This window comes from Leucobacter sp. 1207-22 (genome assembly GCF_052850455.1).
Map to the genome: position 1 here is coordinate 454,635 of NZ_VXCR01000003.1, position 14,010 is coordinate 468,644.

Consider the following 14,010-nt stretch of genomic DNA (forward strand, 5'->3'; position numbering starts at 1 on the left):
TCAGCCTACAGTGGTCATGTGCGCAATATTTCACTTGCCGAGGTTGATGCACACGACCAGATCGTGCTGCCCATCGCGACTGACTACCCGCCTGGCTATCTGCTTGATTGGCACGAGCACCGTCGTGCACAGCTCTTGTATGCCGCAACTGGGACGATGCTTGTTGAGACCGCTGACGGTGCCTGGACCGTGCCGGGGGAACGAGCGGTGCTCATTCCGCCGCGAACTCCGCACCGTGTGCGCATGCTCGACGTGCAAACGAACAGCTTGTACATCGAACCTGAAGCCGTACCGTGGTGGCCGGAACGCTGCCGCGCAGTTGAGCTGACGCCGCTTCTCCGAGAGCTCTTGCAAGCGGCAGCAGACCTCAGACTTGAACAGGTAGGACAGACCGCAGGCGCAGACGACGAAACGCGTCGAGCCCACGCGTTGCTGGAACTCATTCTGATCGAACTTGAGCAAGTGCGAGAGGTGCCGCTACAGCTCCCTCTGCCGGTGGATCCGCGCCTTGCCGATCTGTGCCGCGCATACTCCACAAGCCCTGACTTGACGGTCGACAATGTGAGTTGGGCGGCTGCCGCAGGTATGAGTGAGCGTGCGTTCACGCGCGAGTTCCGTCAGGCCACGGGAATGAGTCCGGCGGCTTGGCGTGGTCGTGCTCGGCTGCTCGCGGCCATACCGATTCTTGCGCACCAAAGTGTCACCGAAGTATCGGCGCTGCTCGGGTACGCGTCACCGGCATCGTTTTCGTATGCGTTCACCCGTGCGCTCGGGGTCACACCTTCGTCGTTGCGCGACGAATGACACAGAAACGACACTGGGTGCGCGCCTCGCCATGGATAATGAAGTCAGCAAAAGTGCTGATTGAAGGAACCAGACAACATGAAGAATGACGCGTCGACAACTGCAATTCGCAGGGCGAATACTGCTGACCTGGATGAGATGACTCGAATCCTCACCTCGGCGTTCCTCGACGATCCAGTATGGGGACCGTCATTCCCGGATCGCGCAACACGGCCGCAGGTTGCCAGCCAGTACTGGCGGTTCATGGTCGGAGAAGCCCTGCGGTTCCCTGAGGCACGAGTGCTTGATGCAGTTGGTGCTCCCTCAGCGAGCGATGAGCCTGACGCCGAGATGGCACGTCTCCGAGCAGTGTCTGTGTGGTACCCACCTGGTGCAGACGAACTTTCGGACGAGGCACACCCCGCTTATGACGCCTTGGTCGCGAAGCTCCTTGGTCCAGAAGCAGCCGCTGCATTAGACCGAGCTGGCGCCCAGTTTGCCGAGGCGCGGCCAAGCACTCCGCATGCCTACCTCACCCTGCTTGGGGTGGCACCTGAGGCTCGTGGCGGCGGACACGGCATGGCACTGCTTCGCGCAGCACTTGCGGAGTACGACGCTGCAGGGATCCCAACGTACTTGGAATCTTCGAACCCGGTGAATGACCTGCGGTACGAGAAGCTCGGATACCGCGTGCATGCTGTCGTTGAGCTTGAGAGCGGCGCACGCGTCAATACGTATTTGAGAGAACCGGGTAACTAGTAAAGCCTCGGGTCTTCGCTCGCGTCTGCATAGGCTACTGGGCAGCCCTGCTCGACAGCGTCAGCAACAAACTCGTAGTGCCACAGCTCGTTCGAGTAGGTCTGGCAGAGGCCGTAGTCTGAGCCGAACTGTGCGAGCCAATCTGTTGCCGTGAGTGGGCCGATGTCAACTGCCTTCCCCTGCACATGCATCGAGGTCGGCGGAGCAACCCAACGGGCAGCTTCGGCTTCTGAGCCATACTGGTCGACAGCTTCAGCAAAGAGACGCTCTTGCTCTTCGACCGTGCGCCAGCCGCTGTTTACTTCGAAGTAGACGTCTGAACCCGCTGCATCGTGAGCCGCGGCTTCAAGAGCTTGGCGCAGTTCGGGGTCGAGATTGCTGACCATCGGGTCGTCGCTATTGATGATTGCTGAACCTGTGCTCTCCTCTGCAGGTTCCAAGTCAGCAACTGCCAACTCGCTTTCAGAAGGGGCAACTTCGCCGCGGACGAAGAGAGATTGCTGCATCCCCGCAATTGCAAAGATCACTGTGGTGACCAAAACGGTAGCGAGGATCAGGGCGATGAGTAAGCCTCGTCGACGGTTCGTGCGGTCTGCTGGGAGCCAAGTTTCACGGTATTGCTTTGGTCGGGTATTCATATGAGTCTCCATCGATTAGCCGTTCAGAGCAGCGGTTGGTGGGGTGCGTGAGGCGCGCACAGCCGGGTACAGCCCAGCCAGAGCGCCAACGACAAGGGTTGCCACCGCCGCGATGAGCAACACATTTCCGGGCACTGTTGGTGTCCATCCGTTCCACGCGGCAACCCCAAAAGTCACGAGCACGCCGATAGTGATGCCTGCGGCGCCACCCAGCCCTGAGAGCACCAATGCCTCACACACAAACTGCAGCTGGACGTGACGTCTCGTAGCCCCGAGTGCACGGCGCAGCCCGATCTCACGGCGACGTTCGATCACCGAGATGATCATTGTGTTCGCGATACCGATTGCACCAACGAGGAGTGAGATCGAGCCAAGGCCGAGCATCATGCTGGTGAACACCTCGTCGGCCGCCGCTGCGGCTGCAAGCGCATCAGAGGGGCGCGACATCGCAATTGCGCCAGGCTGGTCTGGCCTGATTGCTGCAGGAGCAAGGTTTCGTACCTGCTCAATGTGCGTCTCGCCGATTCGTAGGTAGAGCTTGCTCGGGTGCCCGGAGAAGCCCAACTGTGACTGCGCGAATGCTGTGCCAACAAGGGCCGCACTATCGAGTTCGGGTGCCAGCGCGACCGGTTCGAGAATGCCGATGACTCTGACATTCATATCTCCCAGCCAGACATCCACATTGGGGGAGGTGACACCGAGCCGTTCAGCTGTTGTAGCGCCAAGAACGGTGCTTGGTTGTGCGATGGAAGTTTCGCTCAGCCAAGTGCCCTGCGCCAGCTCCGCTGCCACCACTTTTTGAAGCTCTGTGCCCGCTGCAGTCACTGTAATACCACCGTTGTGCGACGGATCAACGTGCAGGCTGCGATACACCGAGACTTCGGGAAGGTTCGCAATCGCTGCAGAACCTTGAGTACCGTCGAGACGGTCAAGTCGGCCCTGTGCACGCTCCGGCAGCAAGCTATCGTCACCGCTCATACTCTGACTCGCCTCAATGGTGAAGAGATTGGTGCCGAGCTCGGCAAGTGTGGCCTGCAGTTTTGCTTGACTGGAGGCCGAGATTCCCAGAACCGCCACCATGGCTGCGACCCCAATTGCGACGCCGAGCGCAGAAAGCGCGGTGCGAACAGGCTTCGCCCTGAGACCGACGAGACCGAGCCGCAGCATGTCGGACGGCAATAGCGTTGAGCGCGTCATACTGATCCACCGCCCTGCACATCTGAAATAAGGTTGCCATCTGAGATGGTGATGCGTCGGGGAAGCCGCTCAGCGAGCACCGGGTCGTGCGTGATCATGAGCACGCTCGTGCCATCAGCATTGAGCTCACGAAGCAGCGCCACGATGGTGTCGCTTGACCGCGAATCAAGGTTTCCGGTTGGCTCGTCGGCTAAGAGCACGGGCGGATCGCCCACGACAGCACGTGCGATCGCTACGCGCTGGCGCTCGCCGCCAGACATCTCATTTGGACGGTGTGAAACCCGGTGGCCGAGGCCGACCTTTGTGAGCGCAATCCTGGCTCGTTCCTCACGTGCAGCCTTTGAGATTCCTGAATACAGCAGGCCATCCGCGACGTTGCCCAACGCGCTCACCCCTTCACGAAGGTGAAACTGTTGGAAGACGAAGCCAACGCCGTCGGCGCGCAGCGCCGAAAGCTCATTGTCGTTCAGCGCGCCGGTATCGATGCCGTTGATCTCGACTGTGCCGCTGCTTGGGCGGTCGAGGGTGCCGAGAATGTTGAGCAGTGTCGACTTTCCTGATCCGCTGGTTCCGACGATGGCAACGAACTCACCGCGCTGCACATCGAAGGTGATGCGCGACAGCGCAGTGACCGGAGGCGTGCCGTAGGTTTTGGTGACGTCGGTCACACGAATGACGCTGTTCATCGTGCTGGTACCGTCACTTCCAAGCCTGCCTTGATGTTCTTGCCAGAGATTTCGACCCTGTCAGCGGCGAACGTGCCAAGCTCAACCGGCAGAAGCGTGCGTTCTGCGTCCGCAGATTTGCGGGGCAGTTCTACCGCGAACTTGCCCTCAGCGACGGGCACGAGCGCATCGACAGAGACGCTCAAAACGTCTTCACGCACCACATTCTCGAAGTGCGCCGTGACCGAAATCTTGGTGAGTTGGCCGAGGGAGGCCTGATCGGTGAGCGCGATGCTGATGGGCACGACGATGCTCTTGTTGTTGTCTTGAGTGCGTTCGGTCGGGCTGCCAACGCCTGCGATCGTGCCGGTCGTTGAGGTGCCGTTCGGAAGGTCAATGGTGACCGGAGCGTCTGCGACCGCAATTTCTGCGTTTTTCATCGGAACATCCGCGGTCACTACCTTGCTCGGACTCGTGATACCAAACAGTTTTGTGCCAGGAGCCACGGAGCTACCGATGCCAAGCTCGATACTGTCGATCCGAATTTCCCCGCTCGTGAAAACGATTGAGCTTCTACTGAGCGAGTAATCGGGTTCTAGACCGAGGTCGTCTTTCCAGTCATACACTGCCTCGCGAGTGCGCCAGTCGTAGTGCCCGTCGGCCTCACCATCGAGGTACCCGAGTGCACCGAGATTTTGCTGCAACTGCATCACATCGTCACCGTGTTCCATGCCAGGCAAAAAGTCACGCCAAGCAGGCATCGTGCCGGCCATCAAGAACACCGGTTGCTCGTCAGCGCGGTAGAGGATGTCGCCCGCACGCAACACCGTGCCTGCCTGGGGCACATAGGTGAGCGTGCCGGTTGTCGTCGCTTGCAGGCTGCTGGGGGCCGCGAAATCTAGCGTGCCTGGCACGGTGACCTCGGCCTTCAGCGAGCCAGATTCGACGGCCTCGGTGCTGGTCTTGGTGGGTGGTTGCACCACAGCTTCACTGGGTGCGGTGAAGCTCGTGTAGGCGAAGGCCCCGCCGCCGACAAGCGCGAGCGCGCCGGCGATGCTCAGCGAAATGATGAGCGCCTGCCTGGGCCGCTGATGAGTGCTCGGTGCTACTGAGTGATCTGGGTCAGAAGTGGTGTCGTTGTGCAATGCAGTTGGCTTTCTCAAGGGGCCTTGGCCAGGGGCGAACCCCCGGCGACGGCGTGATGTTTAGCTGGTGAGATCGCAGGCGGCGAGGTCTTCTTCGGTCACGCTCTCTGGGATGGAGAGGGCGTCGCCCTGCTTCGGGTCGGTCACCTCGTTGCCGCGCTCACGAAGACACGAGATGAAGGCGCGCTGCTGCTTTTCGTACTCCGGACTGCCCGGCTTGATCGCAGGGGTGGGCGGATCACCAAGCTCCTGCATGCACACCGAAGCTGCCTCGCGAATCTCAGGGGAGTCCTCGGTGATTCCTTCGCCTGGGCGCGGATCCTTCACATCAAAACCCTTGTCTCGCAGGCAGCCAGCGAGACTCAGATCGTACTTGTCGCGCTCGGCACTGAAATTGTCTTCGGTGACGGTGGGGGATCCGCCGCTGTCGGTTGCGCCTTCGGGAGTCTGACCGGAAGCAGCGCTGCACGCTGGCAATCCGATGAGGAGTACGGCTGCGCCAAGTGCAAGCGTGAGACGTTTCGTCAGGGGGTTCATGGATGGTCCTCTCGTAGGAAGTGCACCGCAACTGCGGCTGTATCCATTCGAGCAAAATGGCCGTTTCGGCAGCGTAACCAGACATCGTTATGTTTCGCTTATGCAGCGCTTTAGGTTTTCGAAACATGCGTCGGCGTAACGTGGTCAACATGAGAGTGCTAATCGTTGAAGACGAGGAACTGCTCGCGGAAAGTGTGCGCGACGGTCTGAACTATGAAGCCATCACCGCAGACATTGCGCCAACTGGCGAGCTTGCGCTGGAACTCATGACAATTAATGAGTACGACGCGGTCGTGCTTGATCGTGATCTGCCAGGCATCTCAGGTGACGAGGTGGCGCGCCAGATCATCGCTGAAGGTATGAATGTGCCGATCTTGATGCTGACCGCGGCACGCAGCCTTGCGGCGAAGGAACTTGGGTTTGAGAGTGGCGCAGATGACTATCTCACCAAGCCGTTTGAACGTCGAGAACTCGTGCTGCGCCTGCGGGCATTGCACCGGCGTCGCAGCTCGAAACGTGACACCGTGCAAGAAATTGCGGGAATCAAACTCGATACGTTTCGTCGCGAGGTGTACCGCGACGGTAGGTACATCTCGCTCACGAAGAAACAGTTCGCTGTGCTTGCAATCTTGGTTGAAGCGCAGGGCGGTGTGGTGAGTGCAGAAGAGCTTCTCGAAAAGGCGTGGGATATGAACACAGATCCGTTCACCAACGCGGTGCGTGTGACCCTCTCCGGTCTGCGAAAGCGACTTGGCGAACCCTGGGTCATCTCGACTGTCGCTGGGGTCGGCTATCGCATTGAAGCTGGACCACGCACCGCCGAATCTGCTGGGCCAGCTACCGAAGCAGCTACCGAAATGGGCACAGCATGACCGCACGGGGCCACGAGACGGCTCTTGCCGGGCAGACGACACGTGCGCGAGGAATGAGCACAAAAGTTCAGCTGTCGCTCGTGTTTACCGGAATTCTGGTGGTGAGCTGCGCACTCGTGCTGTTCATCGTGTGGGCGTTTCTCATTCGCTACATTCCCAACGAAGCGATGTACACCTGGGATGGCAACAATTTTGTGCCAACGCGTCGTGACGTGCTGCGCGAATTCGTGCCGCGTGTGACCGTGGCGGTCGCAGTGCTCGTTGGCATTGGTCTGCTTGTTGCGTGGTTTGCATCGTTCCGTTTGCTTGCGCCGCTCTCGAACATGAAAACGGTGGCAGAACAGGTGCGCGGGGGAGATCTGTCGCGCAGGGTGAACCTGACCGGCTCCGAAAATGAGATGACGGTACTGGCTGATTCGTTTGACACGATGCTTGACCGGCTTGAATCGCTGTTGCATTCGCAACAGGCCTTTGTCGCGAATGCCTCGCACGAGCTTCGAACGCCCTTGGCAGCGACCCGTGCGCTGCTCGAGAATGCGAAGTCTGCGGATGCCGGTGCAGACCCTGACTTGATCGACAAACTCACCGGCGTGAACGAGCGGGCAATTGCCCTTGTCGATGCGTTGTTGTTGCTGCATGAAGTTGAGTTCACCGAGATTGAGCGACGCGTGAGTGACCTCTCACTGGTGGTCGAAGAATCGGTCGAAGAACTGATTCCGCTCGCTTCGAAACGTGGCGTCGAAGTCCGTCTTGACGTGGACAGCGTGATGGTGCTGGCCTCCGAGCCGCTCGTGCACCAGCTCGTCAGCAACCTCGTGCAGAACGCGATCGTGCATAACGTCGCCGTGGGTGGGGTGCTCGATGTGACGCTCACCCGCGAGGCTGACTCGGCCGTTCTGGTGGTCGAAAATACGGGAGCCGAACTCGATGCCGAATTTGTGGCACAGACCCGTGAATTGTTTGTACGCCGAGGTGAACGAGTGCGAGCGCAGGGGAGCGATCACGCTGGTCTTGGTCTCGGTCTGGCAATTGCGGAGCGTATTGCCGCCTCGCAGGAAGCACATCTCGACTTGCGGCCGCGAGCCGGGGGCGGACTCCGTGCAGTGGTCACCTTTGCGGTTGTTGACCAGCTTGCGTAACTGGCTTGGCATAGGATCGGCTGCACAGGCCGAGCAGCGGTTGTGACTCGGCCAGGAGCCAATTCACCCCGAAATGAGGGGCTACACCGCACAAAGGAGAGACCACATGTCAGTACTCATCGTCGGCGCAAGTCGTGGGCTCGGGCGCGCGCTTCGAGACGGCTTGATCGCCGCTGGTCACGACGTTATCGGGGTCTCAAGATCGGTTCCGACTGACCTCGCAGATGATGGGGCGTGGATCGCGGCTGACCTTTCAGATCCGCGAGACGCTGCGGAGCGGATCGCAGCCGAAGCACCGGACTCGGTCGATACCGTGATCTACAACACCGGTATCTGGGAGCGCACCGCGTTCACTGAAGACTACGACTTTCTCGCTGGCACTGCCGCCGAGATCGAAACACTTGTCGCCACGAATATCACCTCGGCGCTGCTCGTGATGCGCGGGCTGCTGCCGACGCTCCTGACTCACGAGCGGCCGCGGATCATTCTCACCGGTTCAACCTCGGCCCTGCCACGCAGCGGTCGGCCTGAAGTTGCTTTCGGTGCATCGAAGTTTGCGCTCAACGGCATCGCCGATGCGCTTCGTGAGGGATACCGAGACCGAAACCTTGCGGTTTCAACGCTGCAACTCGGGTACCTGAACACTGAAGACTCGCTTGCGGTGCCTGTCGCCGATGCGGCAGCGCGAGGCGATGGCGAACTCATCCCCGTTCACGACGTCGTGCGGGTGGTCGAAATGATGCTGGAACTCTCGCCAGCCACATTCGTACGTGACATAACGCTCCCCGCACTCCGTGATGAACGTTTCTAACGTGCGGTGTTGATCCGCCGGTAAATTGAGCCGCGGCGGGATTGCGCCGTACCTACAACGCAGAAAGCGCGACATGCATTACGCCGGTCAACAGCGATACTCACATCAGAACCCCAATATGTGGTGGTTCATTTTGGCGGCCGCGAACGGTGGCGCGCTGCTCTTCCTCATCATGCTCGTTGCCACGCAGATGAGCGGGCTGCGTATGCAGAGTTTTCTCGTCGGGGTGATCGTCTGGACCGTGACGAATGCCGTGCTGGTTCCCATTGCGATCACGCAGATGCGCAAGCAACTTGTCATCGACTTCGACCGGGGCGTGATCGCGGTGAATGGAATTGCGTACCCAGCGACTGAGTTTCTGCGCGCGGTTGAAGTTGCTCGCTACTACCCGGGTCAGGCCCGCATGATTGTGCTCGTGTATCAGCGCGGTGCTGTGGAAGTGCAGATCGACGGGTTCGCACAAAGCCCAGCGTTGCGCGAGCGAAATGAGGCGCTGCTGCATTTCGTGTACCGATGGTTGCCGATACCCGAGCAGTACCGGTCGCGTATTGAGACCGGGCCGATGCGCGTGCAAGACCTGGTGGGACGGCAAGAAATTCTTGCGCTGCTCCGCGGCGTTTGAGCGGTCTACAGTTCCCGTTGCATGCGGTAGTTAGTGAGCGTCACACCGGCTCGCACCGGATGCTGTTCGCGCACAAGCGTGAGCCCGCGGTGTTCACAGAGCGCACGAGCGGTGATGCTCGCATCTATGGTGAGCGAGGTTGCGCCCTGGCTGCGGGCGCGGCTTTCAGCTTCGAGTAACAAGGCAGACCCCACTCCGCGGCTGGCGTAGCCGGGGTCAACAAACAGCATGTCGATGTAGCCGGTCGCTGAGACATCTGAGAACCCGATGACCTGGTCGTCGCAGGTTACGACGAATGATCCGCGCCCCTGCATCGCAGCATCCCACTCGGCGAGATCGAGGGGGAGCGTGCGCACCCACGCCGCGATCTGCACTGAGGTGTAGTCGCGCGCGGCGGTCGTCGTGATCGCAGAAAGACAGAGCGCATGGGTTGCGGCCGCGTCGGATGGCTCATACGCGCGAACCGCCAGTGGGCGTTCACGATGCTCAGTGAGGTCGTTCGCGTATCGTGTGACGGCGCCGGAATACATTGGGAGTGACGTGGCCAGCGCTGTGAGTGCGGTGCGCAGGGCTGCGTCTGCGTCGCCAGCCGCGTGGAGCGCGAGGGCGAGAAACGCTTGGCCGGCGTCTCCGGTGAGGTGGTGTCGCGGGGTGCTACGCAGTACGCGGATCGCGTCATGCGCGCGACCGACGTTACGCAATGAGCTTCCGAGCTGAATTACCGCCTGCGGAAGTCGGTCGCCCGACAGCCCTGCCGCGAGGGCAGCTTCATAGAGCGGGATCGCCTGCTCTTCCATCCCCAAGAAGTCGTGCACCGATGCCCACTCGTACTTCGCATCGGGGTCGCCCGCTGGACGTTCATTGACAAGTTTGCGCATCGTGGCGAGCGTGGCAGCCGGGTCCGTCTCATCGGCCTGCGCCCAGAAGGTGTCGACGCGTGCGTTCCAGTCAGCAGTCATGCAGCCAGCATGGCAGATCGCACGTTTGTTAACGATGCGTCAGGAGTACTTCGCAAGGGAAATAGCGTGGTGCTCTGGCATTCCAGTTTGCGATGAATCACGAAGTCGTACCGTACGCGGGCCACCGTCTGACGAGAAGATTACAGCTAAGCGTATAAATAAAATACCCATAGCCAATCTAGATCTTTCATATTAGTGTGAGACCAAGTTCATCAGAAATATAAGCAAAGGCGCTATTTCTGAGCTCTGTTTTCCACCTACAGGAAGTACCGGATTCGTCAGGGGGTAAGGAATTTGAATTCCCCTTTTACGAGCCATCGCATCGTGAGCTGTTATCGGCTGTTTCTTGTGAACAGTCGACTTCTTCGTGAAGCTTCAGCTGAAACTCATGCGGTCCATTCGGCGATCGATCGTCACGTGACCCGAAGTTCATTCATTTCGTCAGATACATGACTTTGAGAGGACAATCATGTCTGAACGTTACCGTGCCGCTGTAGAACAGAATGCTGCAGCACAATTCGAGATCAACCCTGTGTTCACGCGACCAGGTGAAGCAACCAGTCTCTCGAAATTCGAGATTCCCACAGGGATGATGGACCCTGACACTGCCTACCAGATCGTGCATGACTCAGCGATGCTTGATGGAAACTCGCGATTGAATCTTGCGACCTTCGTATCGACCTGGATGGATGACAACGCACAGAAGTTGCATCTCCAGGCGGCTGATAAGAACATGATCGACAAAGATGAGTATCCTGCGACCGCGGAAATTGAAGATCGCTGCTGGCGCATGCTTGCCGATCTGTGGAATGTCCCGGAGAAGAACGACACCATCGGAACCTCAACTATTGGTTCGTCTGAAGCCTGCATGCTCGGCGGACTCGCGCTCAAACGTCTATGGCAAGAGCGCCGAAAGAGCGAGGGTAAAGCGACAGACAAGCCAAATCTTGTGCTCTCTGCTGGGGTGCAAGTCGTCTGGGAGAAGTTCTGCAACTACTGGGATGTTGAGGCACGATATGTTCCCGTCACTGAGGACCACTTGGTGCTCGACGGGTTTGAACTCGAAAAGTACGTCGATGAGAACACCATCGGCGTTGTAGCAATTCTCGGTCAGACCTATACCGGGCTCTACGAACCAGTCAAAGAGATCGCTGCGAAGCTTGATGAAATACAAGCGCAGACAGGTGTGGACGTCAAGATCCATGTTGATGGCGCCTCAGGTGCAATGGTTGCGCCATTCTGCCAGCCAGAGCTTGAGTGGGACTTCCGAATTGCCCGTGTGAATTCAATTAGTACATCGGGTCACAAGTATGGCCTTGTCTATCCCGGTGTTGGTTGGGTTGTCTGGCGAAACAAAGCAGTTTGCCCCGAGAGCTTGATCTTCCATGTCAGTTACCTCGGCGGAGACATGCCGACCCTCGCCCTCAACTTCTCGCGACCGGGCTCTCAGGTGCTTTTGCAGTACTACCAGTTCCTACGTCTCGGACGCGAGGGGTACCGTGCGGTCCAACAGGGGTCCATCGACGTAGCGACGTTCCTCTCCTCGGCGATCGCAAAGATGCCAGACTTCGAGCTCATCAGTAAGGGCGACACTATCCCTGTGTTTGCGTGGAAGCTGAAACCGGGCGAACGAAACTGGGACCTGTATGACCTCGCAGACCGACTTCGGATGCGTGGCTGGCTTGTTCCCGCTTACCCGATGCCAGATGACATCTCTGATGTGGTTGTTCAGCGAATCGTTGTGCGAGCTGACCTGAGTAAAGATCTTGCCGGGTACCTGCTCACTGCGATCCGCGAAGAAGTTGCGTTCCTGACCAGCCTGACAACTCCGCTTCCAAGAGAAGCGAAGAAACAGAGCTTTGCGCACTAGAACGGACACCCGATGGGGCGAGGTAACTGTAACGCCAGTGCCCCATCGGCTTCATCCTTCTTCTCTGGAGCACGTATGAATGAGTCATCAACGAGGCGGCATCACGCCGGCTTCCTCGTACCAGATATCTCGAAGCAGAGCTGGTACTTTATCGTCGGTGGATCCCTGTTCGCGATTGGATCCGCTGCATCGATCTGGGGGTTCGCCGGTGCGAATTTCACCAACTGGGTGTGCTTTGTTGGTGCATGGTTCTTTACCACAGCAGGGTTGTTTCAGCTCACGTTAAGCGGTGATGCGACGACCACAGCAAGTTCTGGGCAAGGCAAAGCGCTCCGGGCAGAATGGCTTGCTGCTGCAACGCAAACATTCGGCACGTTGCTGTTCAACGTCAGTACGACGTCAGCCCTGACTGCTGCCTCTGTTGACGCCGAAAAGCGATTCATCTGGAACCCAGATGCTGGTGGATCAGTTGCATTCCTCGTGAGCGCCTTCTTCGTGTATGTCGCCTTCTACCGTGCACAAAACAGTTTGTGGGAACCAAAGAATCCAGGCTGGTGGGGTGCACACGTCAACATGCTCGGGTGCATCGCCTTTGCGTTCTCTGCGGTTGGGGCGTTCATTCTGGATGACGGTGCGGCAAAAGACGCGTCTCTTGCAAACTGGGGCACCTTTATCGGCGCGATCTGTTTCGTGCTTGCTTCAGCAGTTGCATTGCCTGGAATGCCTTGGAACCGCCAACCAGCTCATCCGTAACGAGTATGTAGACATTTCATTTGCTTGTGCGAAAACCTTCGCACTGTCACCTGCATTCGAAATCGAAATTGAAATTGAACCTGTCTGACTTTGTATACATGCAGACAACAAATGAGTAAGGGAAAAGGTACACACTATGTGCACACGAGTTGTATGGCCCGACGCCAATGGAACGGTAATTGTCGGGCGAAACATGGATTTCCATATGGACCTATTAACGAACTTGTGGAAGATGCCTCGCGGGATCAAACGGACGGACGGTGTCAATGGTGACCTGACATGGACCTCGCAGTACGGAAGTGTCATTGCCACCGCGTTTGATCTGATTGCTACTGACGGCATGAACGAGGAAGGCTTTGCCGGACACGTCCTCTGGCTCGCGGAGTCCGACTACGGCAAGCCTCAGGACACCGACGTTCAGCTCAGCCAGGCTGTCTGGCTGCAGTACTACCTCGATAACTTTGCGACCGTCGCGGAAGCGGTTGAGTGGACAAACCGCACGGGCGTGCAAGTTGCGCAGCTGTTCGATCCAACTGGGCACCTGGTGCCCACACTGCACCTTGCCCTGAACGATGCGACGGGCGATTCGGCAATTATTGAATACATCGGCGGAAAGCCGAAGGTATACCACAGCCGTGAGTACACGGTGATGACCAATTCGCCCACTTACGACAAGCAGCTTGAACTCGTCAAAGAGATTTCTGGGTTGGGTGGAACCAAGCCCTTGCCAGGGTCAACGCTCGCGAGTGACCGTTTCGCTCGGGCATCGTATTACGTGAAGCATCAGGTGCAGCCAAAGACCCAATTGCAGGCGATGGCCGCAATGTTTAGCATCATCAGGAATGCGGCACAGCCTTTCCGTACGCCCGAGCCGGGGAAGCCCGATGCATCGCAGACCATTTGGCAAGTCGTTGCTGACATGACGAACAAGCGATACGCGTTTGAATCAACCACGCGTCCCAACATTGTGTGGGTTGACTTCGAGAAGATGAGTTTCGCTGAGGGAACTGAAGTACTCAAACTTGACCTCATTGGCAAGCTTGCGCTCGAAGGTGGCTTGGCCGGCGACGTCAGTCACAAGTTCCACAGCCCTGGTGAACTCGGGCTTGGGTTCTCCCAGGTTGGCCTTGAGGCACTTGAGTTCGTTGCGAAGAAGCAGGACGAATTCGCTGAGATTTCCAAGGCCGTGAAGGCCGTGAAAGCGCTTGGCCACGGTAAATAGCAATTTCGTTGTGAGCCGGGGTAGGGAGATCATGTGGC

15 protein-coding genes are annotated in these 14,010 nt (G+C 58.5%); 9 read left to right on the forward strand and 6 right to left on the reverse strand.

The features are described from left to right. The first annotated feature begins 18 nt into the window (after positions 1-18). A complete protein-coding gene (locus FW756_RS07800; RefSeq protein WP_446429586.1) occupies positions 19-804 on the forward strand; it encodes an AraC family transcriptional regulator in 786 nt (261 codons plus the stop codon). 78 nt (positions 805-882) lie between these two features. Continuing rightward, positions 883-1,542, forward strand: a complete 660-nt coding sequence (locus FW756_RS07805) for a GNAT family N-acetyltransferase (protein WP_446429587.1) — start codon at positions 883-885, stop codon at positions 1,540-1,542. Here FW756_RS07805 and FW756_RS07810 read toward each other — a convergent pair. The 5 genes from FW756_RS07810 to FW756_RS07830 are packed head-to-tail and all read right to left on the reverse strand — an operon-like array spanning position 1,539 to position 5,724. Then, entirely contained in the window at positions 1,539-2,180 is a 642-nt protein-coding gene (locus tag FW756_RS07810; RefSeq protein WP_446429588.1) for a M15 family metallopeptidase, read from the reverse strand. The two genes, FW756_RS07805 and FW756_RS07810, sit on opposite strands and share 4 nt — an antisense overlap. 15 nt (positions 2,181-2,195) lie before the next feature. Then, entirely contained in the window at positions 2,196-3,377 is a 1,182-nt protein-coding gene (locus FW756_RS07815; protein ID WP_446429589.1) for an ABC transporter permease, read from the reverse strand. After that, the gene (locus FW756_RS07820; protein WP_446429590.1) at positions 3,374-4,063 is read right to left on the reverse strand and encodes an ABC transporter ATP-binding protein; all 690 of its coding nucleotides are present in this window, start codon (positions 4,061-4,063) and stop codon (positions 3,374-3,376) included. Before FW756_RS07820 ends, FW756_RS07815 begins: the two co-directional genes overlap by 4 nt. Continuing rightward, a complete protein-coding gene (locus tag FW756_RS07825; RefSeq protein ID WP_446429591.1) occupies positions 4,060-5,187 on the reverse strand; it encodes a peptidoglycan-binding domain-containing protein in 1,128 nt (375 codons plus the stop codon). Before FW756_RS07825 ends, FW756_RS07820 begins: the two co-directional genes overlap by 4 nt. Before the next feature lie 60 nt (positions 5,188-5,247). Then, the gene (locus FW756_RS07830) at positions 5,248-5,724 is read right to left on the reverse strand and encodes a hypothetical protein (RefSeq protein ID WP_446429592.1); all 477 of its coding nucleotides are present in this window, start codon (positions 5,722-5,724) and stop codon (positions 5,248-5,250) included. 149 nt (positions 5,725-5,873) lie between these two features. Here FW756_RS07830 and FW756_RS07835 point away from each other — a divergent pair, with 149 nt between their 5' ends. The 4 genes from FW756_RS07835 (at position 5,874) to FW756_RS07850 (ending at position 9,168) form a co-directional block, all read left to right on the forward strand. Then, positions 5,874-6,596: a response regulator transcription factor gene (locus FW756_RS07835; RefSeq protein WP_446429593.1), complete on the forward strand. Its 723-nt coding sequence runs from the start codon at positions 5,874-5,876 to the stop codon at positions 6,594-6,596. A gap of 53 nt (positions 6,597-6,649) precedes the next feature. After that, positions 6,650-7,735: a sensor histidine kinase gene (locus tag FW756_RS07840; protein ID WP_446429594.1), complete on the forward strand. Its 1,086-nt coding sequence runs from the start codon at positions 6,650-6,652 to the stop codon at positions 7,733-7,735. A 106-nt stretch (positions 7,736-7,841) separates the two neighbouring features. Beyond that, positions 7,842-8,546, forward strand: a complete 705-nt coding sequence (locus FW756_RS07845) for an SDR family oxidoreductase (protein ID WP_446429595.1) — start codon at positions 7,842-7,844, stop codon at positions 8,544-8,546. A gap of 118 nt (positions 8,547-8,664) precedes the next feature. After that, positions 8,665-9,168 carry a hypothetical protein gene (locus tag FW756_RS07850; RefSeq protein WP_446429596.1) on the forward strand — a complete coding sequence of 168 codons (504 nt, stop codon included), beginning with the start codon at positions 8,665-8,667 and terminating at the stop codon, positions 9,166-9,168. 5 nt (positions 9,169-9,173) lie between these two features. On the opposite strand, the gene FW756_RS07855 is transcribed toward FW756_RS07850, so the two are convergent. After that, positions 9,174-10,127 (reverse strand): tetratricopeptide repeat protein, encoded by a 954-nt coding sequence (locus FW756_RS07855; RefSeq protein ID WP_446429597.1) that lies wholly within the window; start codon positions 10,125-10,127, stop codon positions 9,174-9,176. A 469-nt stretch (positions 10,128-10,596) separates the two neighbouring features. On the opposite strand from FW756_RS07855, the gene FW756_RS07860 reads away from it, so the two are divergent. The 3 genes from FW756_RS07860 (at position 10,597) to FW756_RS07870 (ending at position 13,972) form a co-directional block, all read left to right on the forward strand. Further along, positions 10,597-11,997, forward strand: coding sequence for a glutamate decarboxylase (locus tag FW756_RS07860; RefSeq protein ID WP_446429598.1), 1,401 nt, complete (start codon positions 10,597-10,599; stop codon positions 11,995-11,997). Positions 11,998-12,072: 75 nt separating this feature from the next. Continuing rightward, positions 12,073-12,750 (forward strand): hypothetical protein, encoded by a 678-nt coding sequence (locus tag FW756_RS07865; protein WP_446429599.1) that lies wholly within the window; start codon positions 12,073-12,075, stop codon positions 12,748-12,750. A gap of 136 nt (positions 12,751-12,886) precedes the next feature. Beyond that, a complete protein-coding gene (locus FW756_RS07870) occupies positions 12,887-13,972 on the forward strand; it encodes a linear amide C-N hydrolase (protein WP_446429600.1) in 1,086 nt (361 codons plus the stop codon). The last annotated feature ends 38 nt before the right edge of the window (positions 13,973-14,010 follow it).

What these genes read in the sequence shown, in the direction of transcription:
- FW756_RS07805 (WP_446429587.1), top strand. Translation starts at nt 883, where the DNA reads ATGAAGAATGACGCGTCGACAACTGCAATTCGCAGGGCGAATACTGCT.
- FW756_RS07810 (WP_446429588.1), bottom strand. Translation starts at nt 2,180, where the DNA reads ATGAATACCCGACCAAAGCAATACCGTGAAACTTGGCTCCCAGCAGAC.
- FW756_RS07815 (WP_446429589.1), bottom strand. Translation starts at nt 3,377, where the DNA reads ATGACGCGCTCAACGCTATTGCCGTCCGACATGCTGCGGCTCGGTCTC.
- FW756_RS07820 (WP_446429590.1), bottom strand. Translation starts at nt 4,063, where the DNA reads ATGAACAGCGTCATTCGTGTGACCGACGTCACCAAAACCTACGGCACG.
- FW756_RS07830 (WP_446429592.1), bottom strand. Translation starts at nt 5,724, where the DNA reads ATGAACCCCCTGACGAAACGTCTCACGCTTGCACTTGGCGCAGCCGTA.
- FW756_RS07835 (WP_446429593.1), top strand. Translation starts at nt 5,874, where the DNA reads ATGAGAGTGCTAATCGTTGAAGACGAGGAACTGCTCGCGGAAAGTGTG.
- FW756_RS07840 (WP_446429594.1), top strand. Translation starts at nt 6,650, where the DNA reads ATGAGCACAAAAGTTCAGCTGTCGCTCGTGTTTACCGGAATTCTGGTG.
- FW756_RS07845 (WP_446429595.1), top strand. Translation starts at nt 7,842, where the DNA reads ATGTCAGTACTCATCGTCGGCGCAAGTCGTGGGCTCGGGCGCGCGCTT.
- FW756_RS07850 (WP_446429596.1), top strand. Translation starts at nt 8,665, where the DNA reads ATGTGGTGGTTCATTTTGGCGGCCGCGAACGGTGGCGCGCTGCTCTTC.
- FW756_RS07855 (WP_446429597.1), bottom strand. Translation starts at nt 10,127, where the DNA reads ATGACTGCTGACTGGAACGCACGCGTCGACACCTTCTGGGCGCAGGCC.
- FW756_RS07860 (WP_446429598.1), top strand. Translation starts at nt 10,597, where the DNA reads ATGTCTGAACGTTACCGTGCCGCTGTAGAACAGAATGCTGCAGCACAA.
- FW756_RS07865 (WP_446429599.1), top strand. Translation starts at nt 12,073, where the DNA reads ATGAATGAGTCATCAACGAGGCGGCATCACGCCGGCTTCCTCGTACCA.
- FW756_RS07870 (WP_446429600.1), top strand. Translation starts at nt 12,887, where the DNA reads ATGTGCACACGAGTTGTATGGCCCGACGCCAATGGAACGGTAATTGTC.